Origin of the sequence: Amycolatopsis sp. NBC_01488, from assembly GCF_036227105.1 — a bacterium.
In the GTDB taxonomy this organism is placed as follows: domain Bacteria; phylum Actinomycetota; class Actinomycetes; order Mycobacteriales; family Pseudonocardiaceae; genus Amycolatopsis.
On the sequence record NZ_CP109434.1, the window covers coordinates 2699843 to 2725377 of the forward strand.

Sequence of the window (25535 nt, forward strand, 5' to 3'; positions counted from 1 at the left end):
GAGTCAGAGTTTGCCGGTGAGCAACGCGTCGCCCAGCTCGGTCCGCCGGTACAGCACCCGGTGCCCACGACGTTCCGACGCCAGCAACCCCGCCCCGCGCAACGCCGTGAGGTGCGCGGAAACCGTCGCCGGCGCCAAGTCGTGGCGGCGGGCCAGTTCCGTCGTCGCCGCGGGACGGTCGAGGGTGGCCAGCAGCAGTGCCCGCGTGCGGCCGAGGACCTCGACCAGGGGTTCCGGCGGTGCCGTGGCGGACGTCCACAGCGAACCCACGCCCCGGGCCGGGTAGAGCAGCGAGACCTGCCACGGCGGCACCGTCACCACGCCGACGTCCGGCCACGCGAACACCGCCGGGATCAGCAGCAACCCGCGCGAATCGATCTCCAGCCGCTCACGCGCGTGGACGTCGACGAGGACCGACGTGTCCGACAGGCGCACGTGTGGGTGCAGCCCGGCCAGCATCGACGCGATCCCGCCCGAACCCAGCTGCCGCGTCCGGAACGCGATGTCCGCCGCCAGCAGCTCACGCAGGCGAGGCCACTCCGGCGCCAGCAACGCGGTCCACACCGTCTCGAGCTGGTCGGCCAGCAGGTCGCGCGCGGCCGCCGGGTCGGCCGGCAGCAGCGACAGGTCGGCGTCGACCATCCCCAGTTCCAACGCCACCTGCGAAGGTGGTGTCGCCCGCACCGCCCGCAGCTGGGCCGAAGCCGTCGTCTCCGGGCCGTCGGGTGGTGGGCTCAGGAACTCGGTGATGTAGTGGCGCGCGCCCAGGACCGCCGCCAGCTCGGGCACGTCGAGCGCGGGCGCGCCGGACGTCCACGGCAAGGTGGCCGGGTGCCCGCGGACGCCGAGCAGCGTCCGGACGGCGCCCAGCACCTCCTCCAGCGGCGAGATCGCGAACCGGACGCGCTGCGCGCCGGCCGCAGTCAGGACCAGCTCGATCATCGGAGATTCGCCCGCACCCGAATCAGTGTGCCTCAAGCAAGCCCCGAACGAGCGTGTGAGCATGTCGTTGTTCACCCATCGCGCCTACTGGCGCTGGTCGACGGGCGTCCAGTTCGCCCGGCTCCCGGCGACCATGGCGCCGCTCGCGTTCACCCTGCTGACCACCGCGACGACCGGCTCCTACCGGCTCGGCGGCGTGCTGATGTCGGTCTACGTCGCCGCCGAGATGGTGTGCGCGGTGCCGGTCGGGCGGCTGCTCGACCGGGTCGGCCCCGCCCGCGGACTACCGACGTTGCTGCTCCTGACCGCGGCCGGGTTCGTTGCCGTCGCCTTGGCCGCCGACGCACCCGCGCCGGTCTTGGTCGCGATGGTCGTGCTACCCGGCATCGCGGGCGGGGCGCTGTCCGGCGGCTTCCGGACACTGCTCGCGGAGACCGTCGACGACGAGCTGCTGCCCCGTGCGATCTCCGTCGACGCGATGATCCTCGAAGGCGTGCTCATCGGCGGCCCGGCGCTGGTCGCGCTGCTCGACTTGGCCGGCACGTTCGTCCCGCTCGCCGCGATGGCCGTCGCCTGCGTCGCGGCCGCCGCGCTCGTTCCCCGCCGCACGGGTGAGCGCGAACGGGTGGAATCCGGCGACGACGTCCCGCCCGCGCGGCTCGTCAGCTACCTGCCGTGGCTGTGCTGCGCGTTCACCGTCGGGTTGCTGCTGTCGACGATCGAGGTCGCGCCGCTCCCGCTGGTCCAACGGCTCGGCGCGCCGGAGACGACAGCGCCGGTCGTGATCGCGGTGCTGAGCGGGGCGAGCATCGCGGGCAGCGCGCTCTACGCGTGGCGCGGCAAGACCGGCGACCCGCGGCTGTTCCTCGCCGGCTTCGTCGTGGGCGGGCTCGCGCTCGCCGCCGACCTCGGCTGGGCCGGGCTGCTCGGGTCGGTGGCCGTGATCGGCGCGTGCACGGGACCACTGGTGGCCGCGACCTCGGTCAACCTGCAGCGACTGCTACCGAAGAACCGCAGGTCAGCGGGGTTCTCGCTGAGCTTCACCGTGCAGGCGGGCGGGTTCGGGCTCGGCTCGCTGGCCGTCGGCGTGCTGCCGTTGTGGCTCGCACCGTTGTTCGGTGTCTTTGCCGCGGCGATCGCGGGTGCAATGCTGGTGGCGAAGCCCGCGAGAGCTATTGGCACGATGTCAGTAACGTCGTAACCTGGGCTGACCCGCTACCTCCAGGGAGACGCCGATGACTGCCGTCCAGCCGAAGCCGACGTCGGTCGGCGAGACCTTCGACTCGCTCAGCCCGGCGACCGACGAGGTGGTCGGAACCTACCCCGTGCACACCGCCGAGGACGTCCAGGCGGCCGTCGCGCGGGCGCGTGTCGCGGCGAAGTGGTGGGAGGACCTCGGGTTCGCCGGCCGGGCGGAACGGCTGAAGAGCTGGAAGGGCGTGCTGACGCGCCGGCTCCCGCAGCTGTGCCAGGTGGTCCGCGACGAGACCGGCAAGCCCATCGCCGACGCGCAGCTCGAGAGCGTCCTGGCCATCGAGCACATCGCGTGGGCGGGCAAGCACGCGAAGAAGATCCTCGGCAAGCAGAAGCGCTCGGCCGGACTGCTGATGTCGAACCAGGCGGCGACCGTCGAATACCAGCCGCTGGGCGTGGTCGGCGTGATCGGTCCGTGGAACTACCCCGTGTTCACGCCGCTCGGCTCGATCGCGTACGCGCTGGCCGCGGGCAACGCCGTGGTGTTCAAGCCCAGCGAATACACGCCGGGCGTCGGGAAGTGGCTGGTCGACGCGTTCGCCGAGATCGTGCCGGAGCAGCCGGTGCTGCAGCTGATCACCGGCTTCGGCGAGACGGGCGCGGCGCTGGTGCGAGCTGGTGTCGACAAGATCGCGTTCACCGGCTCGACAGCCACGGGCAAGCGGATCATGGCCGCGGCCGCCGAGACGCTGACGCCGGTGGTCATCGAGGCAGGCGGCAAGGACCCGGTGCTGGTCGACGCGGACGCCGACCTCGACGCGGCAGCCGACGCGACGGTCTGGGGCGCGTTCTCCAACTCGGGCCAGACCTGCATCGGCGTCGAGCGGGTGTACGTCCACGAGAAGGTCCACGACGAGTTCGTCGCGAAGGTCGTCGAGAAGTCGAAGGACGTGCGCGCGGGCTCGGACGAGGCCGCGCAGTACGGCCCGGTGACGATGCCGTCGCAGCTGGGCGTGATCAAGCGCCACATCCAGGACGCGCTGGCCCGCGGCGGCAAGGCCGTCCTCGGCGGCGAGGAAGCGGTCGGCGACCGCTACGCCCAGCCGACGGTGCTCATCGACGTCCCCGAGGACTCCGAAGCGGTCACCGAGGAGACGTTCGGCCCGACGGTGACGATCGCGAAGGTCCGCGACATGGACGAAGCGGTCGAGAAGGCGAACAGCACGAAGTACGGCCTGGGTTCGACGGTGTTTTCGAAGTCCCGCGGTGTCGAGCTGGCCGAGAAGCTGCGTACGGGCATGACGGCGATCAACGCGCCGCTTTCGTTCGCCGGCATCGCGTCCCTGCCGTTCGGCGGCGTGGGCGACTCGGGCTTCGGCCGCATCCACGGCCCGGAAGGACTGCGCGAGTTCGCTCGCACGAAGGCGATCGCGCGGCAGCGGTTCACGGCGCCGCTGACGCTGACGTCGTTCAGCCGCAAGCCTTCGACGGACGCGATGGTGGCGAAGCTGGTGACGATCCTGCACGGCAAGCGCTGAGTGGGCGGGCCGCGGCCCCCGGTATCCAGTTTAGTGCGGGGCACCGACAGTTTCGGGGCTGTGGACGCGAGTTGTCCACAGCCCCGAAACCGTCTTACCGCCCGCGAATCAAATCCGCTGCCTTCTCCGCCACCATGATCGTCGGCGCGTTCGTGTTTCCGCGCGGCACCACCGGCATCACCGACGCGTCCACGACCCGCAGCCCCTCGACCCCCTGAACCCGCAGCCGGGGGTCGACCACCGAACCGATCGCGCACGTCCCGACCGGGTGGTACAGCGTCTGCGTGTTCTCGCGGATGTGCTCGGCCAGCTCGGAATCGCTCAGGTCGTGCCGCGCGGGCAGGAACGGCTGGTCCAGGAATCGCTTGAGCGGGCCGACGCGACCGATCTCGATCAGCGCGCGCAGCCCGGCGATCATCGTCTCCATGTCCCGGGACTCCGCGTAGTAAGCCGGGTCGATTTCGGGCTTCCACAACGGGTTCGCCGACTTCAGTCGCAGCCGGCCGCGGCTCGCGACGTCCACCAGCGTTGCCGCCGACGTGAAGCCGGGGACGGTCGGCTCGCGCAGGCCGTTGTCGTAAAACAGCGTCGGCGCGACGTGGATCTGCATGTCCGGCGCGGGAAGCCCGTCGGTGGTCGGGAAGAACGCGCCCGCCTCGCCGATGTTCGACGTCAGCGGCCCGCGCTTGGTCAGCTGGTAGCGAACCAGGCCACGAGGGGTGGCCGCGTCGACGAGGTCGGTGGTGCCGCGCGTGGACCAGATGATCCCGCAGGCCGGGTGGTCGTGCAGGTTCTCGCCGACGCCGGGCAGCGCCGCGACGACGTCGATGCCGTGCTCGCGCAGGTGCTCGGCCGGGCCCACGCCGGAAACCATCAGCAACTGCGGCGAGTTGATCGCGCCACCCGAAAGGATCACCTCGGCCGAAGCGTGCGCGGTGCGCTCGACGCCGTTGTCCAAATAGGACACGCCGACCGCGCGCGTGCCTTCGAAGACGACGCGGGTCGCGGGCGCGCAGGTCTTCACCGTGAGGTTCGGCCGGTCGAGTGCCGGGCGCAGGTAGGCGTCGGCGGTGGACCAGCGGCGGCCCTTCTTGCAGGTGACCTGGTAGACGCCGGCGCCCTCTTGGCTCTCGCCGTTGAAGTCGTCGGTGCGCTTGAGGCCCCACGTGACGGCCGAGTCGACCCAGGCGTGCGACAGCTCGTGGGTGAAGCGGCGGTCCTCGACGTGCAGCGGGCCGTCGGTGCCGTGCAGCGGGCCATCGAGCCGCTGGTTGCCCTCGGCGCGCTTGAAGTACGGCAGGACGTCGTCCCAGCCCCAGCCCTCGGCGCCGTGGGAATCGCGCCAGCCGTCGTAGTCGGCGCGGTTGCCGCGGATGTAGATCATCGCGTTGATCGACGAGCAGCCGCCGAGCATCTTGCCGCGCGGCCAGTACGAGGGCTTGCCGGTGTGCTTCTGCTCGACGGTCTCGTAGTTCCAGTCCCACTTGGTCTTGAACAGCGAGGGGAACGCCGCCGGGATGTGGATTTCGTCCGCGGTGTCCTCCCCGCCCGCTTCGAGCAGCAGGACCTGGGCGGCCGGATCTTCGGTGAGCCGGCTGGCCAGCACGCACCCGGCGCTGCCCGCGCCGACGATCACGTAGTCGTAGGAGTCCACGGTGCCTCCACAGCTGTTGGCGCGATGTCAACGACTCATCATGGCGCAGCGGCGCGCCGTCGGCCAGTCTAGGTTTCCCGGCGGCCCCCGCGGCGTGCCGAACTGGGTGAACTATGCTCGCGGGGTACCCACGACCTGCGTGAATAAGGAGCAGCCTGCCGTGGCCCGAGTTGTCGTCGACGTCATGCCGAAGCCCGAAATCCTCGACCCGCAGGGACAGGCCGCGCTCGGCGCCGCCGGCCGTCTCGGCTTCACCGGGATCAAGGAGATCCGCCAGGGCAAGCACTTCGAGATCGAGGTCGACGACACGGTCGACGACGCGACGCTCGAGAAGATCGCCGAGGGCTTCCTCGCGAACCCGGTCATCGAGCAGTGGACGATCACGCGGGCGGACGCGTGAGCGCGCGCATCGGGGTCATCACCTTCCCGGGCACGCTCGACGACGGCGACGCGGCTCGCGCGGTCCGCTACGCCGACGCGGAAGCCGTGCCCCTGTGGCACGCGGACGAGAACCTGCACGACGTCGACGCGGTGGTCGTCCCAGGCGGCTTTTCCTACGGCGACTACCTGCGCGCGGGCGTGATCGCCCGGTTCGCGCCGGTGATGACGCCGGTGATCGAGGCGGCGCGCGCGGGCATGCCGGTGCTCGGCATCTGCAACGGGTTCCAGATCCTGTGCGAGGCGGGGCTGCTGCCCGGCGCGATGATCCGCAACCAGGGCCTGCACTTCATCTGCCGCGACCAGTGGCTGCGCGTGGAGAACAACGCGACCGCGTGGACGACGCGGTACGAGTCCGGCGCCGAGATCCTCGTCCCGATGAAGAACATCGACGGGTGCTACGTGGCCGAGCAGTCCACTTTGGACGAACTGGAGGCCGAGGGGCGCGTCGTGTTCCGGTACGTCGGCGGGAATCCGAACGGGTCGCGCAACGACATCGCGGGGATCCGGAGCGAGAACGGGCGGGTCGTGGGGTTGATGCCGCACCCGGAGCACGCGATCGACGCTCTGACGGGGCCGTCGGACGACGGGCTCGGGATGTTCTTCAGCGCGGTGGACGCGCTGGTCAAGGCTTGAGGGCGGCCCTCGGCCCCCGGTAACCATTTTACCGGGGGCCACCGACAGTTCCGGGGCTGTGGACGTGAGTTGTCCACAGCCCCGGAGCCCCGCCAGTTCTGGTCAGTGCCGACCCGCGCCGGCACTGACCGCTTGCCCGACGCCGAGTCGCTCACCGGTAGATCTCCACCTGGGGAGCGCCGAAGCGGTCCGGATCAAGAAGCCGCGGCCACCAGGCGTGCGTACGAGCCGCCCGCCGACAACAGCTCGTCGTGCGGCCCGAGCTCCGTGATCCGGCCGCCCTCGACCACCGCGACCCGGTCGGCCGCGGCCGCCGTGTGCAGGCGGTGGGCGATCGCGATCACCGTGCGGCCGGCCAGGACGCTGTTCAGCGACTTCTCCAAGTCGCGCGCCGAGCCCGTGTCCAGCAGCGACGTCGCCTCGTCCAGCACCAGCGTGTGCGGGTCCGCCAGCACCACCCGGGCCAGCGCCAGCTGCTGCGCGATCGCCGCCGGGACCGGGTGCTCACCCGAACCCAGCTTCGTGTCGAGACCGGACGGCAGCGACGCCACCCAGTCCGACGCGCCCGCCGACGTCAGCGCCGCCAGCAGCTCGTCGTCCGTCCAGTCGCCGTCCGCACGACGCGCCGGGAGCGCCAGGTTCTGCCGCAGCGTCCCGGAGAACACGTGGTGCTCCTGGGTCAGCAGCAGGACCTCGCCGCGCAGGACGTCGTCGGCCAGTGACGAGACGTCCTGGCCGCCGATGCGCACCGAGCCCGCCGACGGCGCCGCGATGCCTGCCAGCAGCCGGCCGAGCGTCGACTTGCCCGCGCCGGACGGCCCGACGATCGCCAGCCGCTCGCCGCGCGGAACCCGCAGGTCGATGCCGTGCAGGACCTCGCGGTCGGCGGTGTAGGCGAACCGGACGCCGTGGACGTCGATGTCACGCCCGCGCGGCACCTCCGTCACCTTCGGCGACTCCTCGACGGCCACCTCGCGGACGCCCAGGATCCGGCGCGCCGCGGCCGCCGCGACCTGCAGGTCCTCCAGCCAGAACAGCGCTTCGTTCAGCGGCGCCGACATCGCCTGGACGTACAGCAGCATCGTGGTGATCTCGCCGAGTCCGGCCCAGCCGCGCGTGTACGCGAGCAGCCCGAGCGGCAGCATGACCGCCAGCGGCAGCACGTAGCTGATCTCCAGCGACGGCAGCCACCGCAACTGCAGTGCCCGCATTCGCCGCTCGCCGAGGATGCTGCGGTCCAGCGCGTCGTACGCCGCGCCGACGCGCCGCTCGGTCAGCCCGAGCGCCTCGACCGTGCGCGCCCCCTCCGCCGTCTCGTGGACGCTGGTCGTCAGGTCCGCCCAGCGGTCGAGCATCCACTGCATCACCGACGGGATCCGCCGCTGGTACCAGACGTTGACGCTCACCAGCAGCGGCACCGCGACCAGCAGCCCCAGCGAGAGCAGCGGCGACGTCAGCACCATCGCGACGACCGTGAACACGACGGTCACCGCCGCGATCAGGATCTCCGGCGCCGCGAACCGCGCGGCGTGGTCGATCCGGCCGAGGTCGGTCGTCGCGCGGCTGAGCAGGTCGCCGGTGCCGGCCGCCTCGACCGTGCCGAGCGGCAGCTGCAACGCCGTCCCGACGAACTCCTCGCGCGTCTCGGCCAGCACCAGCTCGCCGAACACCGCGCCGCGCATCCGCGCGATCTTCCGCGCGACCGCCTGCAGCACCAGGATCCCGACGAACACCGCCGCCAGCACGTCGACGCGGCCCGTCGTCGTGCCGGCCGCGACGTCGTCGACCAGCGAGCCGAGCAGCTGCGGGCCGGCCAGCCCGATCAGCGTCGCCACGCACAGCGCGCCGAGCAGCAGTCCGAACTCGCGTTTGTGGGCCGCCGCCGTCTTCAGCGCCCAGCGCCGGACGTCCCGCCGGGACGCCGTGGGGAGCCGTTTCATACCGTCACTGCCTTCGTCGTGAAAACCTCGTCGGCCACATGTGTCCATAGTGGACTCTGGCTGAACACCACCGTCGTCTTGCCGCGGCGCAGCGCCGCGACGCGCTCGGTGATGCGTGCCTCCGTGTGCGCGTCGACCGCGGAGGTCGGCTCGTCCAGCACCAGCACGTCGGCGTCGGTCGCCAGCGCGCGGGCCAGGTTCAGCCGCTGCCGCTGGCCGCCGGACACCTCGCGGCCGCGCTCGCCGATCACCTCGTCGACGCCGTCGGGCAGCGCCTCGACGATGTCGTCGGCATCGGCCGCGTACAGCGCTTCGGTGATCCCGACGCCACTAGGCCGTGCCGGTGCCAGCTGCTCGCGCAGCACGCCCGAGAACCAGATGTCCTGGTTGTGCGCGAAGACGACCCGCCGTCGCAGTTCCGCGAGTGCGACCTGGTCCGCCCGAACGCCGCTGACCAGCACTTCTTCCTCTTCACTTGGGTCGGCGAACCGCGCGAGGCGGTCGGCCACCGCTTCGCCGTCGGCGCCGAAGTCGACGACCGTCAGCCGCCCGGCCGCAACCCGCACACCGGACTCGGTGTCGACCAGCTCCAGCGGCCCGTCGGGCAGCCGCACCGGCGTCTCCGGGTCGGCCAGCTTCGGTCGGATCGCCAGCAGCGTCACCACCTTCCGCGCGGCGACCAGGCCGGACGTGATCGCCCCGACGGCTTCGGTCGCGGCCGTGACCGGCCAGATCAGGAACGCCGAAACGCCGTAGAACGCCACCAGCTGCCCGACGCCGATCTCCCCGGACACGGCCAGCCGCGCGCCCAGCCAGGTGATCACCACGGTGACCAGGCCGGGCATCGCGATCTCGGCCGCGGCCAGCCACGCCTCGGCCTTGCCGACCTCGATGCCGGCCCGCCGGACCCGCTGGCTCGTCTCGCGGAAGCGGGCGAAGAACCGCCGCTCGCCGCCGATGCCGCGCAGGATCCGCAGGCCCGACACGATGTCCGCGCCGAGCGCGTTGACGTCTCCGCGCTTCTCACGCTGCTTCGCCTTGCGCTTCTGCAGCGGCGCCAGCAGCGGCCCGATGCCCAGCACCGCGACCGGCACGCCGACGAGCGCGACCACGCCGAGCAGCGTCGACGTCGAGACCAGCCACACCGCCACCACGACGAACGCCAGCAGCGAGCCGAACGCCCGCCCGGTCATCTCGATGGTGTTGCCGATGTGGTTGACGTCGGTCGTCGAGATCGCGACGAGGTTGCCCGTGGTCGTCTTCTCGCGCAGGCCGGCGCCGACGCGCGTGGTGTGGGCCGACACCGCGCGCTGCGTCGAGCCCGCGCCGTGCAGCCACAGGCCGTAGTTGATGAAGTGCAGCCAGGTCCCGGTCAGCGTCTGCACCACCCCGAGCAGGGCGGCGGCGAGCGCCCAGCGCCAGACGGCGGCGCCGTCGTGCGCGCTGACGGCGCCGATGCCCTGGCCGATCACCAGCGGCACCAGCGCACCCGGCAGCGCCCACACGACGCCGAGCGCGGCGGCGCCCAGCACCGTGCCGAGCCGGGCTCGGAACACGGCTAGCAGGAAGCGGCTCGCGCTCGGCCGCGCGGGCAGCCGCAGCGGCGGAAAGGGATACGTGGCGGAAAGCACGATTCCCGACGGTAAGCCGCCGACCAGCGGAAGGCGACCGATTTTCCACGCCCGGGTCGCCCGCTCCCGCGCCCCTGGGCCTCCGCCGGTTCAGTTCCCCGGCTGGTGGGGACTCGCTGCCGTGGCGCCCCAGCCACCCAGCACCCCGGCTCGTGGGGGGACCCCCCGGTTTCAACGTTACTCGTGGGGACCGACAATTCCGTGCCTGCGCACCGGAGTTGTCCCCAGGCCGCATCGGGCGCTTCCGCCGCCCTCGATGTCGCCTCGCTCACACCCGCCCGCACCTGTCCGTTTTCGGCGGGCCCACCGTCCGGGGCGACCGGGTGCGCCCCGTATCCTGGCGGCCGTGGCGAACCCTGACACGGACACCGTGACCAGCACCGTTGACACCACCGAGCGCGCCGGGGCGACCCCGGACCACAACCAGCCCTACCGCGAGCTGGGCCTCGCCGACGACGAGTACGCCCGCATCCGGGAAATCCTCGGCCGCCGGCCCACCGACGCCGAGCTGGCCATGTACTCGGTGATGTGGAGCGAGCACTGCTCCTACAAGTCGTCGAAGAAGCACCTGCGGTACTTCGGGGAAACCGCCACCGACGAGATGAAGGCCAAGATGCTGGCCGGCATCGGCGAGAACGCCGGTGTCGTCGACATCGGCGAGGGCTGGGCGGTCACCTTCAAGGTGGAGAGCCACAACCACCCGTCCTATGTGGAGCCCTACCAGGGCGCCGCGACCGGCGTCGGCGGCATCGTCCGCGACATCATGGCCATGGGCGCGCGGCCCCTCGCGGTCTCGGACGCGCTGCGCTTCGGCCCGGCCGACGCCCCCGACACCAAGCGCGTGCTGCCCGGCGTCGTCGCCGGCGTCGGCGGCTACGGCAACTGCCTCGGCCTGCCGAACGTCGGCGGCGAGCTCGTGTTCGACCCGTCGTACGCCGGAAACCCGCTGGTCAACGCGCTTTGCGTCGGCGCGATGCGCGTCGAGGACCTGCACCTGGCGTTCGCGTCCGGCACCGGCAACAAGATCATCCTGTTCGGCGCGCGCACTGGCCTCGACGGTATCGGCGGCGTTTCCGTCCTGGCGAGTGACACCTTTTCGGGTGACGAGTCGGCGTCCGGCCGCAAGAAGCTCCCGAGCGTCCAGGTCGGCGACCCGTTCACCGAGAAGGTGCTCATCGAGTGCTGCCTCGAGCTGTTCGCGCAGAAGCTGGTCGTCGGCATCCAGGACCTCGGCGGCGCCGGGCTGTCCTGCGCGACGTCCGAACTGGCCGCGGCCGGCGACGGCGGCATGCACATCTACCTCGACCGCGTTCCGTTGCGCGCCACCGGGATGACGCCCGCCGAGGTGCTCTCGAGCGAGTCGCAGGAGCGCATGTGCGCGGTCGTCTCGCCGGAGAACGTCGAGGCGTTCATGGCGGTCTGCCGCAAGTGGGACGTCATCGCCACCGACATCGGCGAGGTCACCGACGGCGAGCACCTGGTCATCACCTGGAACGACGAGGTTGTCGTCGACGTCCCGGCGCACACGGTGGCCCACCAGGGCCCGGTGTACGACCGGCCGATCGAGCGTCCGTCCACTCAGGACGCGCTGATCGCGGACACGTCGGCGTCGCTGCCGCGTCCGTCCACTCCGGACGAACTGCGCGCGGACGTGCTGCGGTTGATCGCCTCGCCGAACCAGGCGTCGAAGGAATGGGTGACGTCGCAGTACGACCGGTACGTGCGGGGCAACAGCGTCCTGGCGCAGCCGTCGGACTCGGGCATGATCCGGATCGACGAGTCGTCCGGCCGCGGCGTCTCGGTGGCGACGGACTGCAACAGCAAGTTCGTCTACCTGGACCCGTACCGCGGCGCGCAGCTGGCGCTGGCGGAGGCGTACCGCAACGTGGCGACGGGCGGCGCGACGCCGGTGGCGGTGTCGGACTGCCTGAACTTCGGCGCCCCGACCGACCCGGGCGTGATGTGGCAGTTCGAGCAGGCGGTGCACGGCCTCGCGGACGGTTGCGTCGAGCTGGGCATCCCGGTGACGGGCGGCAACGTGAGCTTCTTCAACCAGACGGGCTCGACGGCGATCCTGCCGACGCCGGTGATCGGCGTCCTCGGCGTGATCGATGACGTGACCCGCCGCATCCCGACGGGCATCGGCGCGGAGGCGGGCGAAACCCTGCTGCTGCTGGGCGAAACGCACGACGAGCTGGACGGTTCGGCGTGGGCCCGCGAGCTCCACGGCCACCTCGGCGGCGTTCCGCCAAGGGTCGATTTGGCCCGCGAGAAGCTGCTGGGCGAGATCCTGGTGGCGGGTTCCCGCGACGGCATGATCTCGGCGGCGCACGATCTTTCGGACGGCGGCCTGATCCAGACCCTGGTCGAGACCGTCCTCATCGGACAGTGCGGCGCCCGGGTGTTCCTCGACGACGCCCAGGACCCGTTCGTCCAGCTGTTCTCCGAGTCGTCGGGCCGGGTGCTGGTGGCGGTCCCGCGCACCGAGGAGCTGCGGTTCACCGAGATGTGCACGGCGCGTGGGTTGCCGTGGCGGAAGACCGGTGTGGTCGACCCGGAGTCGGGGAAGCTGGAGCTGCAGGGGATCACGGAGTTCACGCTGGACGAACTGCGTGAGGTGTGGGAGAGGACGCTCCCTGCTTTGTTCGATTGAGGCTTCACCTCGATCTGTCCACAGCCTGGTTCGGTTGTGGACAGGTCGGGGGTTGCCCCGCGGTTTCAAGGGTTTCGTCGCACCCCGCCGGTAGACTGGACTCGGGGACGCCCCCCAGGGATGGGCGGGGGATGTTCGGCCGGGCCGGTTTCTGCGGCAATGGCGAGGAGGTCCGCCGCGCCGTCCGCGAGCAGCTGCCGGAAGTCGGCCTCCTCGTCGGCCACCCACCGCTCGCTCGCCACCCGTAGCACCGCCAGCCCGACGTCGGTTGCCAGTCGCGCCGTCTGTCGATCGCAGCCGCGTTCCGCCAACGCCGAAGTCAGCGCCGCCGACAGGTTCGTCGCCTTGATCAGCTCCCGCTCCTGCAACGGCGGATTGGCGGCCACCACCGCCGCCCGCTCTCGCAGGAACGGTCGCGGGCGGAACACCTCCGGCGCGGTCGCGAACGCCGCCAGCAGCGTTGGCAACGCGCCCGTTCCCGAGGGAACCGCGGAAATCTCCGCTACGAACCGGGAAACCAGCTCGTCGTCGCCGAAGAGGACTTCGCGCTTGTCGCTGAACCAGCGGTAGAACGACCGCTCCGTCAGGTTGGCCCGCTGCGCGATCTGGGCGACCGTCGTGCGGTCGTAGCCCTGCTCGGTGAACAGTTCCAGCGCGGCCCGCTCGAGCCGGCCGCGTGCGTTGCCTTCCCAGCGAGCCATGCCCCGAGCTTAGCGACAGCAGATGCTGTCGTCACTCTGGTAGCGTGAGCGACGACAGCATCTGCTGTCATCACCTCCGACGAGGAGACTCCATGCGCACCCTCCGCTTCCACGAGTACGGCGCCGCGCTCGATGTCCTGCGCCTCGAAGACGCCGAGCCGCCCACGCCCGGACCTGGGCAGATCCGCGTCAACGTCGAGGCCTGCGGGCTCAACCCGGCCGACTGGGCGCTCTGCGACGGGCTCTTCGCCGGCGGCCTGCCGCGCGGCGTCGGGCTCGAGGTGTCCGGCATCGTCGACGCGCTCGGCGACGGCGTGACCGGCGTCGCGGTCGGTGACCCGGTGCTCGGCCCCGCTCCCTTCACCGGGCCGACCGCCGGCGCGTCCGGCCAGGCCCTCCTCGACGTCTGGTTCGCGCGAGCCCAGGGACTCGACGCCGTCCAGGCCGCGGCACTGCCGATGGCCGTCGAGACGGCCTACCGGGGCATCGACACCCTCGGCGTCCGCGGAAACCAGACCGTCCTCGTCCACGGCGCGGGCACGACCGTCGGGTACGCCGCGACGCAGATCGCGATCGAGCGCGGGGCGCGCGTCATCGCCACCGCCGGCGAGACCTACGCCGATGCCCTGCGTGCGATCGGCGCCGACGTCACCGCGTACGGCGACGGAATGGCCGAGCGCGTAACGGAATTGGCGGGCGGACTGGTCGACCTCGCCCTCGACGCCGCACCGCCCAGCAACGCGCTGCCCGCGCTCGTCGCCACGGTCGAGACGCCGAAACACGTCCTGACCCTCAGCGACTTCGCCACCGCCCGCGAAGTGGGCGTGCGGTTCAGCGGCCCCGGCGGGGAAGGCGTGATCCGCCCCGAAGTCATCGGCGAGTACGCGAAACTCGCCGCCGAAGGACGCTTCTCCGTCCCCGTGGCCCGCACGTTCCCGCTCGACGACTGGCGCGCGGCCGTCGAGCTGAGCCAGTCAGGACGCGCCCGCGGCAAGCTCGTCCTGCTGATCGGCTAGCCGGCCTCGGCGACGATCCGGGATTCGCCGTCGCGCAGCTCTTCGGTCGTCCAGTTCGCAGGTAGCCGGAGGTCCTTCTCCACGAGCACTCTCGTGTTGTACAAGGAGATCTGCGATGGCAGTTCGGCGAATCGCAGGTCCGTCTGACCTCGGAAGCAAGTTCGCCGCAGGTCCAGGGACCCGGTTGCGTTCACCCCGGTGAAGAGCGCGTCGTTCGCGAACTCCGCGTCCTTGAACGTGGTCGGCCCGGCGAACGTCGTCTCGGTGAAGTCGGCGAGCTCGGCGAAGTGCGTGCCGCTGAACCAGGCGCGGCCGAGGAAGCGCGTGCCGCGGCACCGGAACATCCCCGCCAGACGGCCGGATCCCGTGCCCGCGCCGGTGAAATAGGCCTGACCGGTGAAGACCGTGCCGCTGAGGTTCGTGCTGCTGTACAGGCTCGCATAGCGCAGCCAAAGATCGCGAACCCGCCGCTTGGAGAGGTCGAAGTACTCGAGCGTCGCGCCGGTCAGGTCCAGGTCGTACGCCGGGCCTTCGGCGTCACGTGCCGGCAGCAAGTCCGTGATCAGGCGCTGCGCCGTGAGCCGGACCGTGAGCTCACGCTCCGGTTCCGGATCTCCGGAATCCGGTTCGGGACGCCGGAAGGGCCGCCGCAAGTACGAACACAGCACGTCCAGCACCGTCTGCGTGTAGTCCGGCCGGCTGCGCGCCAGCCCCGCCAACGCGTGCAGCGCTCCCACACGCACCTGGTCGGCCGCGTGCCCGAGCAGCTCGACGGCCTTCGCGAACCGCTCGTCCGCCACCCGCTCGCGGTCCTGCTCGGCGCGCTGCGACTCGAGTTCGTGACGGCGTCGCTCGATGTCCTGGCGTCGTTCTTCGACCCGGCGGCGCCGGTCGTTCAGCCAGAGCGCGTACAGCGCCACGACCGCGCCGCCGGCGAGGCCGCCGGTCTTCAGCGCGTCACTGCGGCTGGTGGCGGGGTCGGTCAGCAACCAGCCGCCGACCCCCACCAGCAGCACCACCGACGCGAGGAACGTCCACGCCAGCGGTGATCGCCACAGCTTCACCGGGTCAGGAAACCAGCATCGTGCTGACGCAGAAGCCCTTGTCGTCGAAGTTCGTCGCGCTCAGCGTGCCCTTGACGTTCTTGCCGGCGGACGTCCCGGTGACCTGACCCTCGACGAGGAACTGGTCGTCCGGCACCTCGCCGAGCGTCAGCTGCAGCGGCGGCTTGAGGAACGTCTTGAGCCACGAGTCGAGCAGGTCCTTCGAGTCCGCGCAGCCCAGCGCCAGCGCGCCCGCGTTGTCGCCCGCGTTCAGCTTGTCGATGAAGCCCTGCAGCACGCCCTTGGCGTCGGCGCCCCCACCCGACCCGCTCGGCGACGACGGCTTCGTGGTCGGCGTGGTCTTCGGGGTGGTCTTCGGCGCCGTCGGCTTGGCCGACGTGCTGGCCGGGGCCGCGGTGTTGTTGTCCTTCGACAGGAAGAATCCCGGCGCGACGAACCCGGTGATCCCGACGCCGGCGAGCAGGACGACCAGGACGCCGACGGCGATCCACAGCCCGGTCTTGCCCTTCTTCGGCGGCGCCGGCGGCCCTCCGAAGCCCTGGCCGTAGCCACCGGGCTGCTCCCAGCCCGACATCTGGCCGCCCTGGTTCGGGTTCCAGGCCTGCTGGCCGTACTGCTGCGCGTTCGGGTCCGCCCACGCCGACTGCTGCTGCGCGTTCGGGTCGGCCCACCCTTGCTGTTGCTGGGCGTTCGGGTCACCCCACTGCGGCTGCGGGCTCGCCGGGAAGCCGCCCGACGGGTAGCCCTGCTGCTGGCTCGGGTCCCAGCCCTGCGGGTACTGCTGCGTCGGGTACGGCTGCTGCTGGTTGGGGTCCCACCCACCCTGCTGCGGGTACGGCTGCTGGAAGCCACCGGACTGCGGCTGCTGGCCGTACGGGTCGGGCTGGCCGGGCTGGCCCGGCTGAGGCGGGTACGTCATCTTTCGTGCCTTCCGGGCGCTGGGTGTTCGTGCGCTTCCGACGTCCGCAAGGCCCGTGCGGTTCCCCCAGGACGTGGTGAGCAGCATTCTGCAAGCTCGGACGGTACGGCATGAAACCGGCTCCCGGGCCGGACGACGCGAAGTCGTCACAGTCCGGGAGCCGGTCGGGGATCAGCCGTTGGCGAGGGCCTGGAGCCGGTCGTAGGCACCGTTGAAGGTGTCCTGGTCGAGCGGGCTCGAGGTGTACTGCCAAACGGTGTAGAAGCCCCAGTTGTAGGGCAGTGCGCCGACCGACGACGAGTACCGCGCGACCCAGAGCGGCGCCGTGCTGGAGAAGTCACCGCTGACGCACTGGCCCCACCAGTCCGCCGAGGTGTAGATCACCGGGTAGCGGCCGGTCTTGGCGTGGTAGGTGTCGTGGAAGTCGAGGATCCACGCCGTCATCGCCGCCTTGCTCAGCCCGTAGCAGGTCGCGCCGTACGGGTTGTACTCCATGTCCAGCGCCCCCGGCAGCGTCCGGCCGTCCGGGGACCAGCCGCCGCCGTGGGCGAGGAAGTAGTTCGCCTGCGCCGCGCCGCTCGCGGTGTTCGGGGTCGCGAAGTGGTAGGCGCCGCGGATGAAGCCCTGGTTGTAGGAGCCGTTGTACTGCTGGGCGAAGTACGGGTTCGTGTAGCTGGTGCTCTCGGTGGCCTTGGTCCAGACGAACCGCTTGCCCTGGTTCCACCAGCTCGCCCAGTCGACGTTGCCCTGGTAGCCGGCGACGTCCATGCCGGCCACGGTGGCCAGCACCTGGCCGGGGATGGCCTGGCCGGGCTGCGGCTGCTGCGCCGCCTTCTGCGTGTCCGGCGTCGACTTGTCGCCTTCGACGCGCCGGATCTGCGACCCCAGTTCGTGGTCGTGCTGTGCGATGTCCGCGTTGATCGCGGCCGCGGGGTCGACTTCGGGGGAGAAGGTGCTCGCCTGGGCCGTGCTGCCGAGCAGGAGCAGCGTGGCCGGGACGATCAGGGCAGCGAGCAGCCGCCCTCTTCGGGAAGTGGACATCGTTGAATCCCTTCACAGATACCCTCGCTGAGGACGGCTTACTGCAGGTAGCCGTCCGTGCACGATTGTTGAGGACGAGATGGCTTCTTGTCACTCAGTTCCGTGAAATTGGGTATACGCGTGGGTGATTTTCCCGGGAAGCCGATCGTCAATTGGTGACTGGTTAACACCTATTACTCGAGCGGGGGACCGTTCAGCCCAGCGCGAGGGCGCGCAGCCGGTCGGCCGAGCCGTTGAACCAGTTCTGGTCGCCGGGCAGGGAACCGCTGTCCGCGAACTGCCAGATCGTGTGGACGCCCCAGCCGGCGGGCAGCTCGCCGATGAAGGTGTTGTAGCGGGCGATCCACAGGGGATTGCCGCCGAAGCCGCCGTCGTTCGCGGTGCAGCGCTTCCACCAGCTCGTCGACGTGTAGATGGTCGGGTAGCGGCCGGTCGCGGCGTGGTAGGTGTCGGAGAAGTCGTGGATCCAGGCGACCATGCCCGCGGCGTCCTTGCCGTAGCAGGTTTCGCCGTAGGGGTTGTACTCCGCGTCGAGCGCGCCGGGCAGCGTCCGGCCGTCGGCCGACCAGCCGCCGCCGTGGGCGAGGAAGTACCCCGCCTGCGACGCGCCGTCGGAGATGTCCGGCCGGGCGAAGTGGTAGGCGCCGCGGATCAGGCCGGCGGCGTAGGACCCGTTGTACTGCTGGGCGAACTGCGGGTTGACGAAGCCGGTGCCCTCGGTCGCCTTGACGTAGACGAATTTCGCGCCCGTGCGCGCCGCGCCGGGCCAGTCGACGGCGCCCTGGTGACCGCTGACGTCGTGCCCGAGCTGCTGGTCGTCGGTCGCGTAGAGCACGCCGGGCACCGCGTCGACGCCTTCGACCTTCGCGATCTGCGAACCGGCGAAGTGGTCTTCGGCGCCCGCGTAGTTGTCATCGGCCTTCGCCGGCGCCTGCCCGGCGACGAGCAGGACGGCAGCGGCCAAGGGCAGCAGCGCAGGACGTATCACCCTCATGCTCCCCACCCGTCTCGTGAGACTTCTCCAGCCTCACGATGCACCCGAGTCGCCGGATCGGCGACTCGGGTGGTCACTCGATGGGGTTAAACCCGCAGGTCAGCGCTGTTCGTCGGCCAGCGCCTTCAGCAGGTGCTCGGCCGGCACGACGGCGGTGATGAGGTCGTGCGGGTTGACCGCGACGGGGTGCCCGCCGAGCAGGCCGACGATGTCGCGGCCGAGCACGGCGCGGGCGTGCGGCCACTCGCGCGGCACGAGCGCCTTGCGGGTGTAGGCGGGCACCATGACCCGGCCGTCGGTGTTGTGGAAGCCGATCACCGTGCGCTGCACCGGCGACATCGCGTAGACGAACAGCGTCGAGTCGAGGACGACCTTCGGCAGGTCCGACGGCGGCCGGTGCTCGGTGCGGACGAGCTGCAGCATCTGCTCGAGGTCGTTCGACGGCTCCGGGAAGCCGAGCGCCTTGGGCGAGGGCCGGTAGCGGTCGTTGGGGTGGAAGTCGGCGGCGACGTCGCCCGCGCCGTTCACCGGGTAGGCGCCGACGACCGCCCACGACGGCACCGGGCCGTTCGGGTCGAAGGCTTCGTCGATGACGTAGAGCCAGCTGTTGGGGTTGGCGCGGGCGTTCGAGCGCATCTCGGCGGTGATCTCCGGCGTGCCGTGCTTGCCGGAGCGCCGCGCCTGCTGGCCGCGCCGCGCGGCGCGGTTGTGCTTGCTGTGCTTGCCGGGGCGATCGGGCCCGCTTCCGGTGGGCTGCTGCGAAACCGTCCGATCCGCCTCGTCCCGCTGCGCCATCTCATCCCCACGTTCTCGGGTGTGCCTGAAGACTCTTGGTGCGCCACTCTACTGTTTGCCCATGGCCTCTTCGCGTTCGGTCGACCCCGGACAGTTACGTGCGGCGGTGCTGGCGATTTCCGCGTGGCTGCAAGGCGACGCGCCCGATCCCGCGCGGCCGGAACTCGCCGCGGCGGTCCGCCTCAGCCTGCGCGCGCTCGCGGCCGACGCGCCGGGCCGCACGGTCGAGGTCCGCGTGCCGCCGTTCGCGGCGGTGCAGTGCGTGGAAGGCCCGCGGCACACCCGCGGCACCCCGCCGAACGTGATCGAGACCGACCCGCGCACGTGGCTCGAACTGGCCACCGGGCTACTGGACTGGACCACCGCGGTGGCGGACGGCCGGGTGACCGCATCGGGCACCCGGGCCGACCTGTCCCACTGGCTCCCCCTCGTCCGCCTGTGACGGACGAGGTGCCTACGGCTTGCGGCCGACGCCGCCGGCGATCGTCCGCTGGGCGACGTTCAGCTCCTTGAGGCGCGGGCCGTCCGGCCACCAGTCGGCGCACAGCGTCACGCCGGGTTCGACCATTTCGAGGCCGGGGAACAGGGCCTCGATCTCCTTCTGCGTCCGGAACGTGCCGGAGCCCATCGGGCTGTGCACGAAGAAGTCCTCCATGCGGCGCGCGGTCTTGGAGTCCTCGTTCTCGGGGTCGAAGAAGTGGCTGAGCCCGACGAAGGAGCCGGACGGCAGCGCGTCGACGTACGCACGCATGATCTGCGCCGGCCGGTCGTGGTCGCCCTTGAAGTGGTGCAGGGTGCCCATCTGCAGCAGCACGAGCGGCTGCGTGAAGTCGATGTGCTCGCGCACGACCTCGTTCTCGAGGATCCGCTGCGGCTCGAAGATGTCTTCGGCGACGAAGTGGGTGTGCTCGTTCTCTTCGAGCAGCGCCCGGCCGTGGGCGAGGACCACGGGGTCGTTGTCGACGTAGACGACCTTGGTCTCCGGGTTGATCCGCTGGACGACCTGGTGGGTGTTCTCGGCGGTCGGCAGGCCGGAGCCGAGGTCGAGGAACTGGGTGATGCCCGTCTGGCTGGCGAGGAAGCGGCAGGCGCGGATGAGGAAACCGCGGTTTTCGAACGCGAGGTCCTGTGCCTCCGGAGCGGCCTGCTGCACCTTGTGCAGGACCTCCCGGTCGATCTCGTAGTTGTCCTTCCCGAGCAGGAAGGCGTCGTACACGCGCGCGATGCTCGCTCGAGTCGGGTCGACCCCCACGGGAACTCGTTCGGTCCGGGTCGCGGCGTCGGGCATGATGAACCTCGCAAGTTCTGTGTTGAAAGTCTCGTACTCTACGTAGAGTAGGGCTCCACACGCATGCGGTAAACCGGGTCACCTCTTTGCGCAGGACGGCCTAGCGTGTACTTTCGGTAGTCGGGCTAGAACCCCCTGGTGACGTGAGCGCGGAAGGTCCGGGAATGAACGCGGTGAACGCGTCCGCAGGTGAACAGAACATCGGCCCCACGGCGCGCCGGATGATCCTGGGCTCGCAGCTTCGCCGACTTCGCGAAGAGGCCGGCATCACCCGTCAGCAGGCCGGGTACAACATCCGGGGCTCCGAATCGAAGATCAGCCGCCTCGAGCTGGGCCGGGTCGGCTTCAAGGAACGCGACGTCACCGACCTCCTGACGATGTACGGCGTCGAGGACTCGACCGAGCGCCAGACGTTCCTCGACATGGTCAAGCAGTCGAACGAGCCGGGCTGGTGGCGGCGCTTCGGCGACACGATGCCGAACTGGTTCACCGACCTCGTCGGCCTCGAAGAAGCTGCCGCGCGAATCCAGATCTGGGAGCCGCTGTACGTGTCGGGCCTCCTGCAGATCGAGGCGTACGCGCGGGCGATCTTCAGCCACGGCCGCCCGGAGATGGCCGACGAGCGCGTCGACCAGCTGGTCGCGCTGCGCATGCGGCGGCAGAAGATGTTCAGCAGGCCGGACGCGCCCCGCGTGTGGATGGTGCTCGACGAGTCCGTCCTGTACCGCCCGATCGGCGGGATGAAGGTGCTCAAGCAGCAGATCGAATACCTGCTGGAGATGAGCGCGCTGCCGCACGTGTCGGTCCAGGTCCTGCCGTACGCGCGCAGCGGGCTGTCCGCGGAGCACGCGTTCTCGCTGCTGCGGTTCGGCGAGCCGGAACTGCCGAACATCGCCTACGTCGAGTACCTGACCGGCGCGCACTACATCGAGAAGCGCGAAGAGATCGAGAAGTACAGCCGCGCGCTGGACATGCTGGCGGTCGACGCCGAGACGCCTGAGCGCAGCCGCTCCCTGCTGGCGAAGCGGCGCGCCGAGATCTGAGAACGCCCTGGTGAACCGGTTCGCCGGTGGTGACGTGTGCCCGGTGAACGGTCTCTTCATGTCCCGATGAACGGTAACTACTCGTAGTGGTTAACCCGTTAGGGTCACTAACTATCACCCGATAGGTTAACCGTGACCTCGTGATTCTTTACCGTGCGAGAACTTTGCAAGAAATTCTGCACGTGCATTTACCGCTGCAGGCACACGTGCTAGCCTTCGATACGCGGGCAAATGCACATGCAGATGCATTGCTCGAAGTTTCCGCATCGAGAGGTGGGACCATGGCTGAGCGATTCGAGAACGGCATCCCGGCCGATCGGCTGTCCGAGGCCGAGTGGCGCAAGGCGAGCTACAGCGGTGCCGTCGGCAACTGCGTCGAGGTCGCGCCGCTTTCCAACGGCGAGATCGCGATGCGCAACTCGCGCTTCCCGACCGGCCCGGCGCTCGTCTACACGCGCGCGGAGATGGCGGCCTTCCTGGCCGGCGCGAAGGACGGTGAATTCGACGATGTCCTCGGCTGAGGCCGTCGCCCCCGTCTACGACATCGAGACCGGACTGCAGGAACTGGTGGCTCGCGGTTACCAGTTCGTCCACCCCGCCGACGACCGCGGCGAGGTCCTCGCCGTCGTCGGTGTGCGGGTGCACGACGACGTGGTGGACGTGGTCCGACTCAACGCCGAAGACGACGTCGTGGCGACCCGGATGCCCGGCACCGAGGAGAACATCTTCGAGCCGGAGCGCTGGCTGTGGCGCCGCCGCGGCGAAGGCGCCCAAGTGCTCACGGAGATCCTCTCGCTGCCGGATGCTTGCTAGACCCAGACCTGAAGGCTCCAGGCCCTGTCCGAAGTGGTCAGTACCACGTCGGGCGGGGCCTGACCCATGTCCGCACCGTCTACACTGAAGCCGGCCTGACCACGTCTTCCCAGGAGCTCCTCGGTGGTTTCCGACCCGCAAGTCGTGTCCGACCAGCCCGACCCGGAACCCCGCGAGGAGTGTGGCGTCTTCGGCGTCTGGGCTCCCGGGGAAGAAGTGGCGAAGCTGACCTACTACGGCCTCTACGCCCTGCAGCACCGCGGGCAGGAGGCCGCCGGCATCTCCGTCTCCGACGGCTCGCAGATCGTGGTCTTCAAGGACCTCGGCCTGGTCAGCCAGGTGTTCGACGAGCAGATCCTGCAGTCGCTGCAGGGGCACATCGCCGTCGGCCACTGCCGGTACTCGACCACCGGCGCGACCATCTGGGAGAACGCCCAGCCGATCTTCCGCACCACCGACACCGGCAGCGGCCTGTCCTTCGCGCACAACGGAAACCTCGTCAACACGGCCGAGCTGCGTGAACGCACCATCGAGGCGGGCCTCAAGCCGCACGCGGGTCTCACCGGCTCGTCCAGCGACTCCGACCTGATCTGCGGCCTGCTCGCCGCGAACGCCGCCGACAAGGGCATCGAAGCCGCCGCGATGGACCTGCTGCCGACGCTGAAGGGCGCCTTCTGCCTGGTCTTCGCCGACGAGAACACGCTGTACGCCGCGCGTGACCCGCACGGGGTACACCCGTTGGTGCTCGGCCGGCTCGAACGCGGCTGGGTCGTCTCCAGCGAGACGGCGGGCCTCGACATCGTCGGCGCGTCCTTCGTCCGCGAGGTCGAGCCGGGCGAGCTCATCGCGATCGACGCCGCGGGCCTGCGTTCCTCGCGGTTCGCGAACCCGGACCCCAAGGGCTGCGTCTTCGAGTACGTCTACCTCGCCCGCCCCGACACGACGATCGCCGGCCGCGGCGTGCACGCCACCCGCGTCGAGATCGGCCGGCGGCTCGCCCACGAGCAGCCCGTCGAGGCCGACCTGGTCATGCCGGTGCCGGAGTCCGGCACGCCCGCCGCGATCGGGTACGCGCAGGGCTCGGGCATCCCCTACGGCACCGGCCTGGTGAAGAACGCCTACGTCGGGCGCACGTTCATCCAGCCGTCGCAGACCATCCGCCAGCTCGGCATCCGGCTCAAGCTGAACCCGCTGCGCGACGTCATCCGCGGCAAGCGCCTGGTGGTCGTGGACGACTCCATCGTCCGCGGCAACACCCAGCGCGCGCTCGTCCGGATGCTGCGCGAGGCCGGCGCGCTCGAAGTGCACGTCCGGATCGCGTCGCCGCCCGTGCGCTGGCCGTGCTTCTACGGCATCGACTTCGCGTCGCGGGCCGAGCTGGTCGCGAACGGCGTCGACCTCGACGGCATCCGGCGCTCGATCGGAGCCGACTCCCTGGGCTACATTTCCCTGGACGGCCTGGTCGCGGCCGCGGAACAGCCGAAGTCGCGGCTGTGCACGGCGTGCTTCTCCGGCGAGTACCCGATCCCGCTGCCGGAGGACGCGCTGATCGGGAAGCACCTGCTCGAGAGCCTCGACTCGGTCAATGGCGCGGCGACCCCGGTCAGCCCCGCCGGGTACGGTGCCGAGGACGCCGTCCGGCGTCCCTAGCAGTTCCTTCCAGTAGGGAGTCCTTCCACCGTGAGCGAGTCCACGAGCGCCACGTACGCCGCCGCCGGGGTCAGCATCGACGCCGGCGACCAAGCCGTCGAGCTGCTCAAGCCGCACGCCGCGCGGGCCACGCGCCCCGAGGTCCTGGGCGGCGTCGGCGGTTTCGCCGGGCTCTTCTCCCTGAAGCTCGACAAGTGGAAGGAGCCGGTGCTCGCGTCGTCGACCGACGGCGTCGGCACCAAGATCGCCGTCGCGCAGGCGCTGGACAAGCACGACACGGTCGGCATCGACCTGGTCGCCATGGTCGTCGACGACCTGGTCGTGACCGGTGCCGAGCCGCTGTTCCTGCAGGACTACATCGCCGTCGGCAAGGTGCACCCGGAGAAGATCGCCGCGCTGGTCGGCGGCATCGCCGAGGGCTGCGTCCGGGCCGGCTGCGCGCTGCTCGGCGGCGAGACCGCCGAGCACCCCGGCCTGATGGGCGAGCACGACTACGACATGTCGGCCACCGGCGTCGGCGTCGTCGAGGCGTCGCAGCTGCTCTCGCCGGAAAAGGTCCGCCCGGGTGACGTCGTGCTCGCGCTCGGCTCGTCGGGCCTGCACTCGAACGGCTACTCCCTGGCCCGGCACGTGCTGCTGGACATCGCGCGGATGCCGCTCGGCGGCCACGTCGAGGAGTTCGGCCGCACCCTCGGCGAGGAGATGCTGGAGCCGACGCGGATCTACGCGAAGGACTGCCTCGCGCTGGCCGCCGAGACCGAGGTCCGGACGTTCGCGCACATCACCGGTGGTGGCCTGGAGGCCAACCTGGCCCGCGTCATGCCGCGCGGCCTGGTTGCCCGGCTCGAACGCGGCACCTGGACGCCGGCGCCGGTGTTCGCGCTGATCGGCCAGCGCGGCAAGGTCGAGCGGGCCGAGCTGGAGAAGACGTTCAACATGGGCGTCGGCATGGTCGCGATCGTCGGTGCCGAGGACGTCGACCGGGCGCTGGCCATGCTGACCGCGCGGCACGTCCCCGCGTGGATCCTCGGCGACGTCCAGCCCGCGGGCGACGTCGACGGCCCGCGCGCGGTGCTTTCGGGCGATCACCCGCGGTTCTGAAACTCCCTTGGTGCGGCTGGCACACTTGAGGATGTGGCAGCCGAAGACGTGGTGGTCGGCTCCCGGTTCGTGATCCCGGGAGCCGAGTTGAGCGAGCGCTTTTCCCGCTCGTCCGGCCCGGGCGGCCAGGGCGTCAACACCACGGACTCGCGGGTCGAGCTGTCCTTCGACGTGGTTTCGTCGCCGTCGATCCCCGAACACCTGCGTGACCGCGTCTTGGCCGGGCTCGGCTCACGGCTGGTCGACGGCGTCCTGACGATCGCGGCGAGCGAACACCGCTCGCAGCTGCAGAACCGCGAAGCCGCGCGCGGCCGCCTGGCGAACCTCCTGCTCGACGCGTCGGCCCCGCCGCCCGCCAAGCGGCGTCCCACGAAGCCGTCCCGCGGTTCGAAGGAACGCCGCCTGGCGTCGAAGAAGCGCCGGAGCGACGTGAAGCGTGGCCGCGCCGGCCGCTTCGACGATTAGCTCAGCGCCAGGTGCACGC

24 protein-coding genes are annotated in these 25535 nt (G+C 70.7%); 13 read left to right on the forward strand and 11 right to left on the reverse strand.

Translation table 11 applies throughout. The features are described 5' to 3' along the window. Window positions 1-3: 3 nt before the first annotated feature. A complete protein-coding gene (locus OG738_RS13020; RefSeq protein WP_329053929.1) occupies window positions 4-942 on the reverse strand; it encodes an ArsR/SmtB family transcription factor in 939 nt (312 codons plus the stop codon). 61 nt (window positions 943-1003) lie between these two features. On the opposite strand from OG738_RS13020, the gene OG738_RS13025 reads away from it, so the two are divergent. Together OG738_RS13025 and OG738_RS13030 are read left to right on the forward strand one after the other, a co-directional pair. Continuing rightward, window positions 1004-2143: an MFS transporter gene (locus tag OG738_RS13025; protein WP_329053931.1), complete on the forward strand. Its 1140-nt coding sequence runs from the start codon at window positions 1004-1006 to the stop codon at window positions 2141-2143. Window positions 2144-2177: 34 nt separating this feature from the next. Further along, a complete protein-coding gene (locus OG738_RS13030; protein ID WP_329053933.1) occupies window positions 2178-3674 on the forward strand; it encodes an aldehyde dehydrogenase family protein in 1497 nt (498 codons plus the stop codon). A gap of 94 nt (window positions 3675-3768) precedes the next feature. Here OG738_RS13030 and OG738_RS13035 read toward each other — a convergent pair whose 3' ends face one another. Continuing rightward, a complete protein-coding gene (locus tag OG738_RS13035) occupies window positions 3769-5328 on the reverse strand; it encodes a GMC family oxidoreductase (RefSeq protein WP_329053935.1) in 1560 nt (519 codons plus the stop codon). A 160-nt stretch (window positions 5329-5488) separates the two neighbouring features. Here OG738_RS13035 and purS point away from each other — a divergent pair, with 160 nt between their 5' ends. Together purS and purQ are read left to right on the forward strand one after the other, a co-directional pair. Continuing rightward, on the forward strand, window positions 5489-5728 hold the full coding sequence (purS, locus tag OG738_RS13040; RefSeq protein WP_329053937.1) for a phosphoribosylformylglycinamidine synthase subunit PurS: 240 nt from the start codon (window positions 5489-5491) through the stop codon (window positions 5726-5728). After that, entirely contained in the window at window positions 5725-6402 is a 678-nt protein-coding gene (purQ, locus tag OG738_RS13045) for a phosphoribosylformylglycinamidine synthase subunit PurQ (protein ID WP_329053940.1), read from the forward strand. Before purS ends, purQ begins: the two co-directional genes overlap by 4 nt. A 194-nt stretch (window positions 6403-6596) precedes the next feature. Here purQ and OG738_RS13050 read toward each other — a convergent pair whose 3' ends face one another. Next, window positions 6597-8342 (reverse strand): ABC transporter ATP-binding protein, encoded by a 1746-nt coding sequence (locus OG738_RS13050; RefSeq protein WP_329053942.1) that lies wholly within the window; start codon window positions 8340-8342, stop codon window positions 6597-6599. Continuing rightward, window positions 8339-9973 (reverse strand): ABC transporter ATP-binding protein, encoded by a 1635-nt coding sequence (locus tag OG738_RS13055; RefSeq protein ID WP_329053943.1) that lies wholly within the window; start codon window positions 9971-9973, stop codon window positions 8339-8341. The genes OG738_RS13050 and OG738_RS13055 overlap by 4 nt, the downstream gene beginning before the upstream one ends. 346 nt (window positions 9974-10319) lie before the next feature. Here OG738_RS13055 and purL point away from each other — a divergent pair, with 346 nt between their 5' ends. Further along, window positions 10320-12626: a phosphoribosylformylglycinamidine synthase subunit PurL gene (gene purL / locus OG738_RS13060; protein ID WP_442875896.1), complete on the forward strand. Its 2307-nt coding sequence runs from the start codon at window positions 10320-10322 to the stop codon at window positions 12624-12626. 65 nt (window positions 12627-12691) lie between these two features. On the opposite strand, the gene OG738_RS13065 is transcribed toward purL, so the two are convergent. Next, on the reverse strand, window positions 12692-13327 hold the full coding sequence (locus tag OG738_RS13065) for a TetR/AcrR family transcriptional regulator (RefSeq protein ID WP_329053945.1): 636 nt from the start codon (window positions 13325-13327) through the stop codon (window positions 12692-12694). Between the two features lie 92 nt (window positions 13328-13419). On the opposite strand from OG738_RS13065, the gene OG738_RS13070 reads away from it, so the two are divergent. Beyond that, window positions 13420-14343 (forward strand): NADP-dependent oxidoreductase, encoded by a 924-nt coding sequence (locus tag OG738_RS13070; RefSeq protein WP_329053947.1) that lies wholly within the window; start codon window positions 13420-13422, stop codon window positions 14341-14343. On the opposite strand, the gene OG738_RS13075 is transcribed toward OG738_RS13070, so the two are convergent. The 5 genes from OG738_RS13075 to OG738_RS13095 form a co-directional block, all read right to left on the reverse strand. Continuing rightward, on the reverse strand, window positions 14340-15407 hold the full coding sequence (locus OG738_RS13075) for a pentapeptide repeat-containing protein (protein ID WP_329053948.1): 1068 nt from the start codon (window positions 15405-15407) through the stop codon (window positions 14340-14342). The two genes, OG738_RS13070 and OG738_RS13075, sit on opposite strands and share 4 nt — an antisense overlap. A 4-nt stretch (window positions 15408-15411) precedes the next feature. Continuing rightward, window positions 15412-16326, reverse strand: a complete 915-nt coding sequence (locus OG738_RS13080) for a hypothetical protein (RefSeq protein WP_329053949.1) — start codon at window positions 16324-16326, stop codon at window positions 15412-15414. A 171-nt stretch (window positions 16327-16497) separates the two neighbouring features. Beyond that, window positions 16498-17367, reverse strand: a complete 870-nt coding sequence (locus OG738_RS13085; protein ID WP_329053950.1) for a lysozyme — start codon at window positions 17365-17367, stop codon at window positions 16498-16500. Window positions 17368-17560: 193 nt separating this feature from the next. After that, window positions 17561-18361 carry a lysozyme gene (locus OG738_RS13090; RefSeq protein WP_329053952.1) on the reverse strand — a complete coding sequence of 267 codons (801 nt, stop codon included), beginning with the start codon at window positions 18359-18361 and terminating at the stop codon, window positions 17561-17563. 99 nt (window positions 18362-18460) lie between these two features. Beyond that, window positions 18461-19156 carry a type VII secretion system-associated protein gene (locus OG738_RS13095; protein WP_329053954.1) on the reverse strand — a complete coding sequence of 232 codons (696 nt, stop codon included), beginning with the start codon at window positions 19154-19156 and terminating at the stop codon, window positions 18461-18463. Between the two features lie 61 nt (window positions 19157-19217). Here OG738_RS13095 and OG738_RS13100 point away from each other — a divergent pair, with 61 nt between their 5' ends. Beyond that, window positions 19218-19598, forward strand: a complete 381-nt coding sequence (locus OG738_RS13100) for a sterol carrier family protein (RefSeq protein ID WP_329053956.1) — start codon at window positions 19218-19220, stop codon at window positions 19596-19598. 12 nt (window positions 19599-19610) lie between these two features. On the opposite strand, the gene OG738_RS13105 is transcribed toward OG738_RS13100, so the two are convergent. Next, the gene (locus tag OG738_RS13105) at window positions 19611-20408 is read right to left on the reverse strand and encodes an SAM-dependent methyltransferase (protein WP_329053958.1); all 798 of its coding nucleotides are present in this window, start codon (window positions 20406-20408) and stop codon (window positions 19611-19613) included. A 200-nt stretch (window positions 20409-20608) separates the two neighbouring features. Here OG738_RS13105 and OG738_RS13110 point away from each other — a divergent pair, with 200 nt between their 5' ends. The 6 genes from OG738_RS13110 to arfB all read left to right on the forward strand — a co-directional run bounded on the left by OG738_RS13110 (window position 20609) and on the right by arfB (window position 25516). Further along, window positions 20609-21487, forward strand: coding sequence for a helix-turn-helix domain-containing protein (locus OG738_RS13110; RefSeq protein ID WP_329053959.1), 879 nt, complete (start codon window positions 20609-20611; stop codon window positions 21485-21487). Window positions 21488-21768: 281 nt separating this feature from the next. Next, window positions 21769-22008, forward strand: a complete 240-nt coding sequence (locus OG738_RS13115; RefSeq protein WP_329053961.1) for a DUF397 domain-containing protein — start codon at window positions 21769-21771, stop codon at window positions 22006-22008. Beyond that, entirely contained in the window at window positions 21995-22300 is a 306-nt protein-coding gene (locus OG738_RS13120; RefSeq protein WP_329053963.1) for a hypothetical protein, read from the forward strand. The genes OG738_RS13115 and OG738_RS13120 overlap by 14 nt, the downstream gene beginning before the upstream one ends. A gap of 123 nt (window positions 22301-22423) precedes the next feature. Continuing rightward, window positions 22424-23950, forward strand: a complete 1527-nt coding sequence (purF, locus tag OG738_RS13125) for an amidophosphoribosyltransferase (RefSeq protein WP_329053964.1) — start codon at window positions 22424-22426, stop codon at window positions 23948-23950. A 30-nt stretch (window positions 23951-23980) separates the two neighbouring features. Next, window positions 23981-25051, forward strand: coding sequence for a phosphoribosylformylglycinamidine cyclo-ligase (gene purM, locus OG738_RS13130; RefSeq protein WP_329053965.1), 1071 nt, complete (start codon window positions 23981-23983; stop codon window positions 25049-25051). Window positions 25052-25099: 48 nt separating this feature from the next. Then, window positions 25100-25516, forward strand: a complete 417-nt coding sequence (gene arfB, locus OG738_RS13135) for an alternative ribosome rescue aminoacyl-tRNA hydrolase ArfB (RefSeq protein WP_329056690.1) — start codon at window positions 25100-25102, stop codon at window positions 25514-25516. Window positions 25517-25535: the final 19 nt, after the last annotated feature.

Bases quoted from the DNA above. Each gene is read 5' to 3' on its own strand.
- OG738_RS13095 (WP_329053954.1), bottom strand. From the start codon at position 19,156: ATGGCGCAGCGGGACGAGGCGGATCGGACGGTTTCGCAGCAGCCCACC.
- OG738_RS13085 (WP_329053950.1), bottom strand. From the start codon at position 17,367: ATGTCCACTTCCCGAAGAGGGCGGCTGCTCGCTGCCCTGATCGTCCCG.
- OG738_RS13120 (WP_329053963.1), top strand. From the start codon at position 21,995: ATGTCCTCGGCTGAGGCCGTCGCCCCCGTCTACGACATCGAGACCGGA.
- OG738_RS13115 (WP_329053961.1), top strand. From the start codon at position 21,769: ATGGCTGAGCGATTCGAGAACGGCATCCCGGCCGATCGGCTGTCCGAG.
- OG738_RS13020 (WP_329053929.1), bottom strand. From the start codon at position 942: ATGATCGAGCTGGTCCTGACTGCGGCCGGCGCGCAGCGCGTCCGGTTC.
- OG738_RS13030 (WP_329053933.1), top strand. From the start codon at position 2,178: ATGACTGCCGTCCAGCCGAAGCCGACGTCGGTCGGCGAGACCTTCGAC.
- OG738_RS13065 (WP_329053945.1), bottom strand. From the start codon at position 13,327: ATGGCTCGCTGGGAAGGCAACGCACGCGGCCGGCTCGAGCGGGCCGCG.
- OG738_RS13100 (WP_329053956.1), top strand. From the start codon at position 19,218: ATGGCCTCTTCGCGTTCGGTCGACCCCGGACAGTTACGTGCGGCGGTG.
- OG738_RS13080 (WP_329053949.1), bottom strand. From the start codon at position 16,326: ATGACGTACCCGCCTCAGCCGGGCCAGCCCGGCCAGCCCGACCCGTAC.
- OG738_RS13090 (WP_329053952.1), bottom strand. From the start codon at position 18,361: ATGAGGGTGATACGTCCTGCGCTGCTGCCCTTGGCCGCTGCCGTCCTG.
- OG738_RS13050 (WP_329053942.1), bottom strand. From the start codon at position 8,342: ATGAAACGGCTCCCCACGGCGTCCCGGCGGGACGTCCGGCGCTGGGCG.
- OG738_RS13110 (WP_329053959.1), top strand. From the start codon at position 20,609: ATGAACGCGGTGAACGCGTCCGCAGGTGAACAGAACATCGGCCCCACG.
- OG738_RS13025 (WP_329053931.1), top strand. From the start codon at position 1,004: ATGTCGTTGTTCACCCATCGCGCCTACTGGCGCTGGTCGACGGGCGTC.
- OG738_RS13070 (WP_329053947.1), top strand. From the start codon at position 13,420: ATGCGCACCCTCCGCTTCCACGAGTACGGCGCCGCGCTCGATGTCCTG.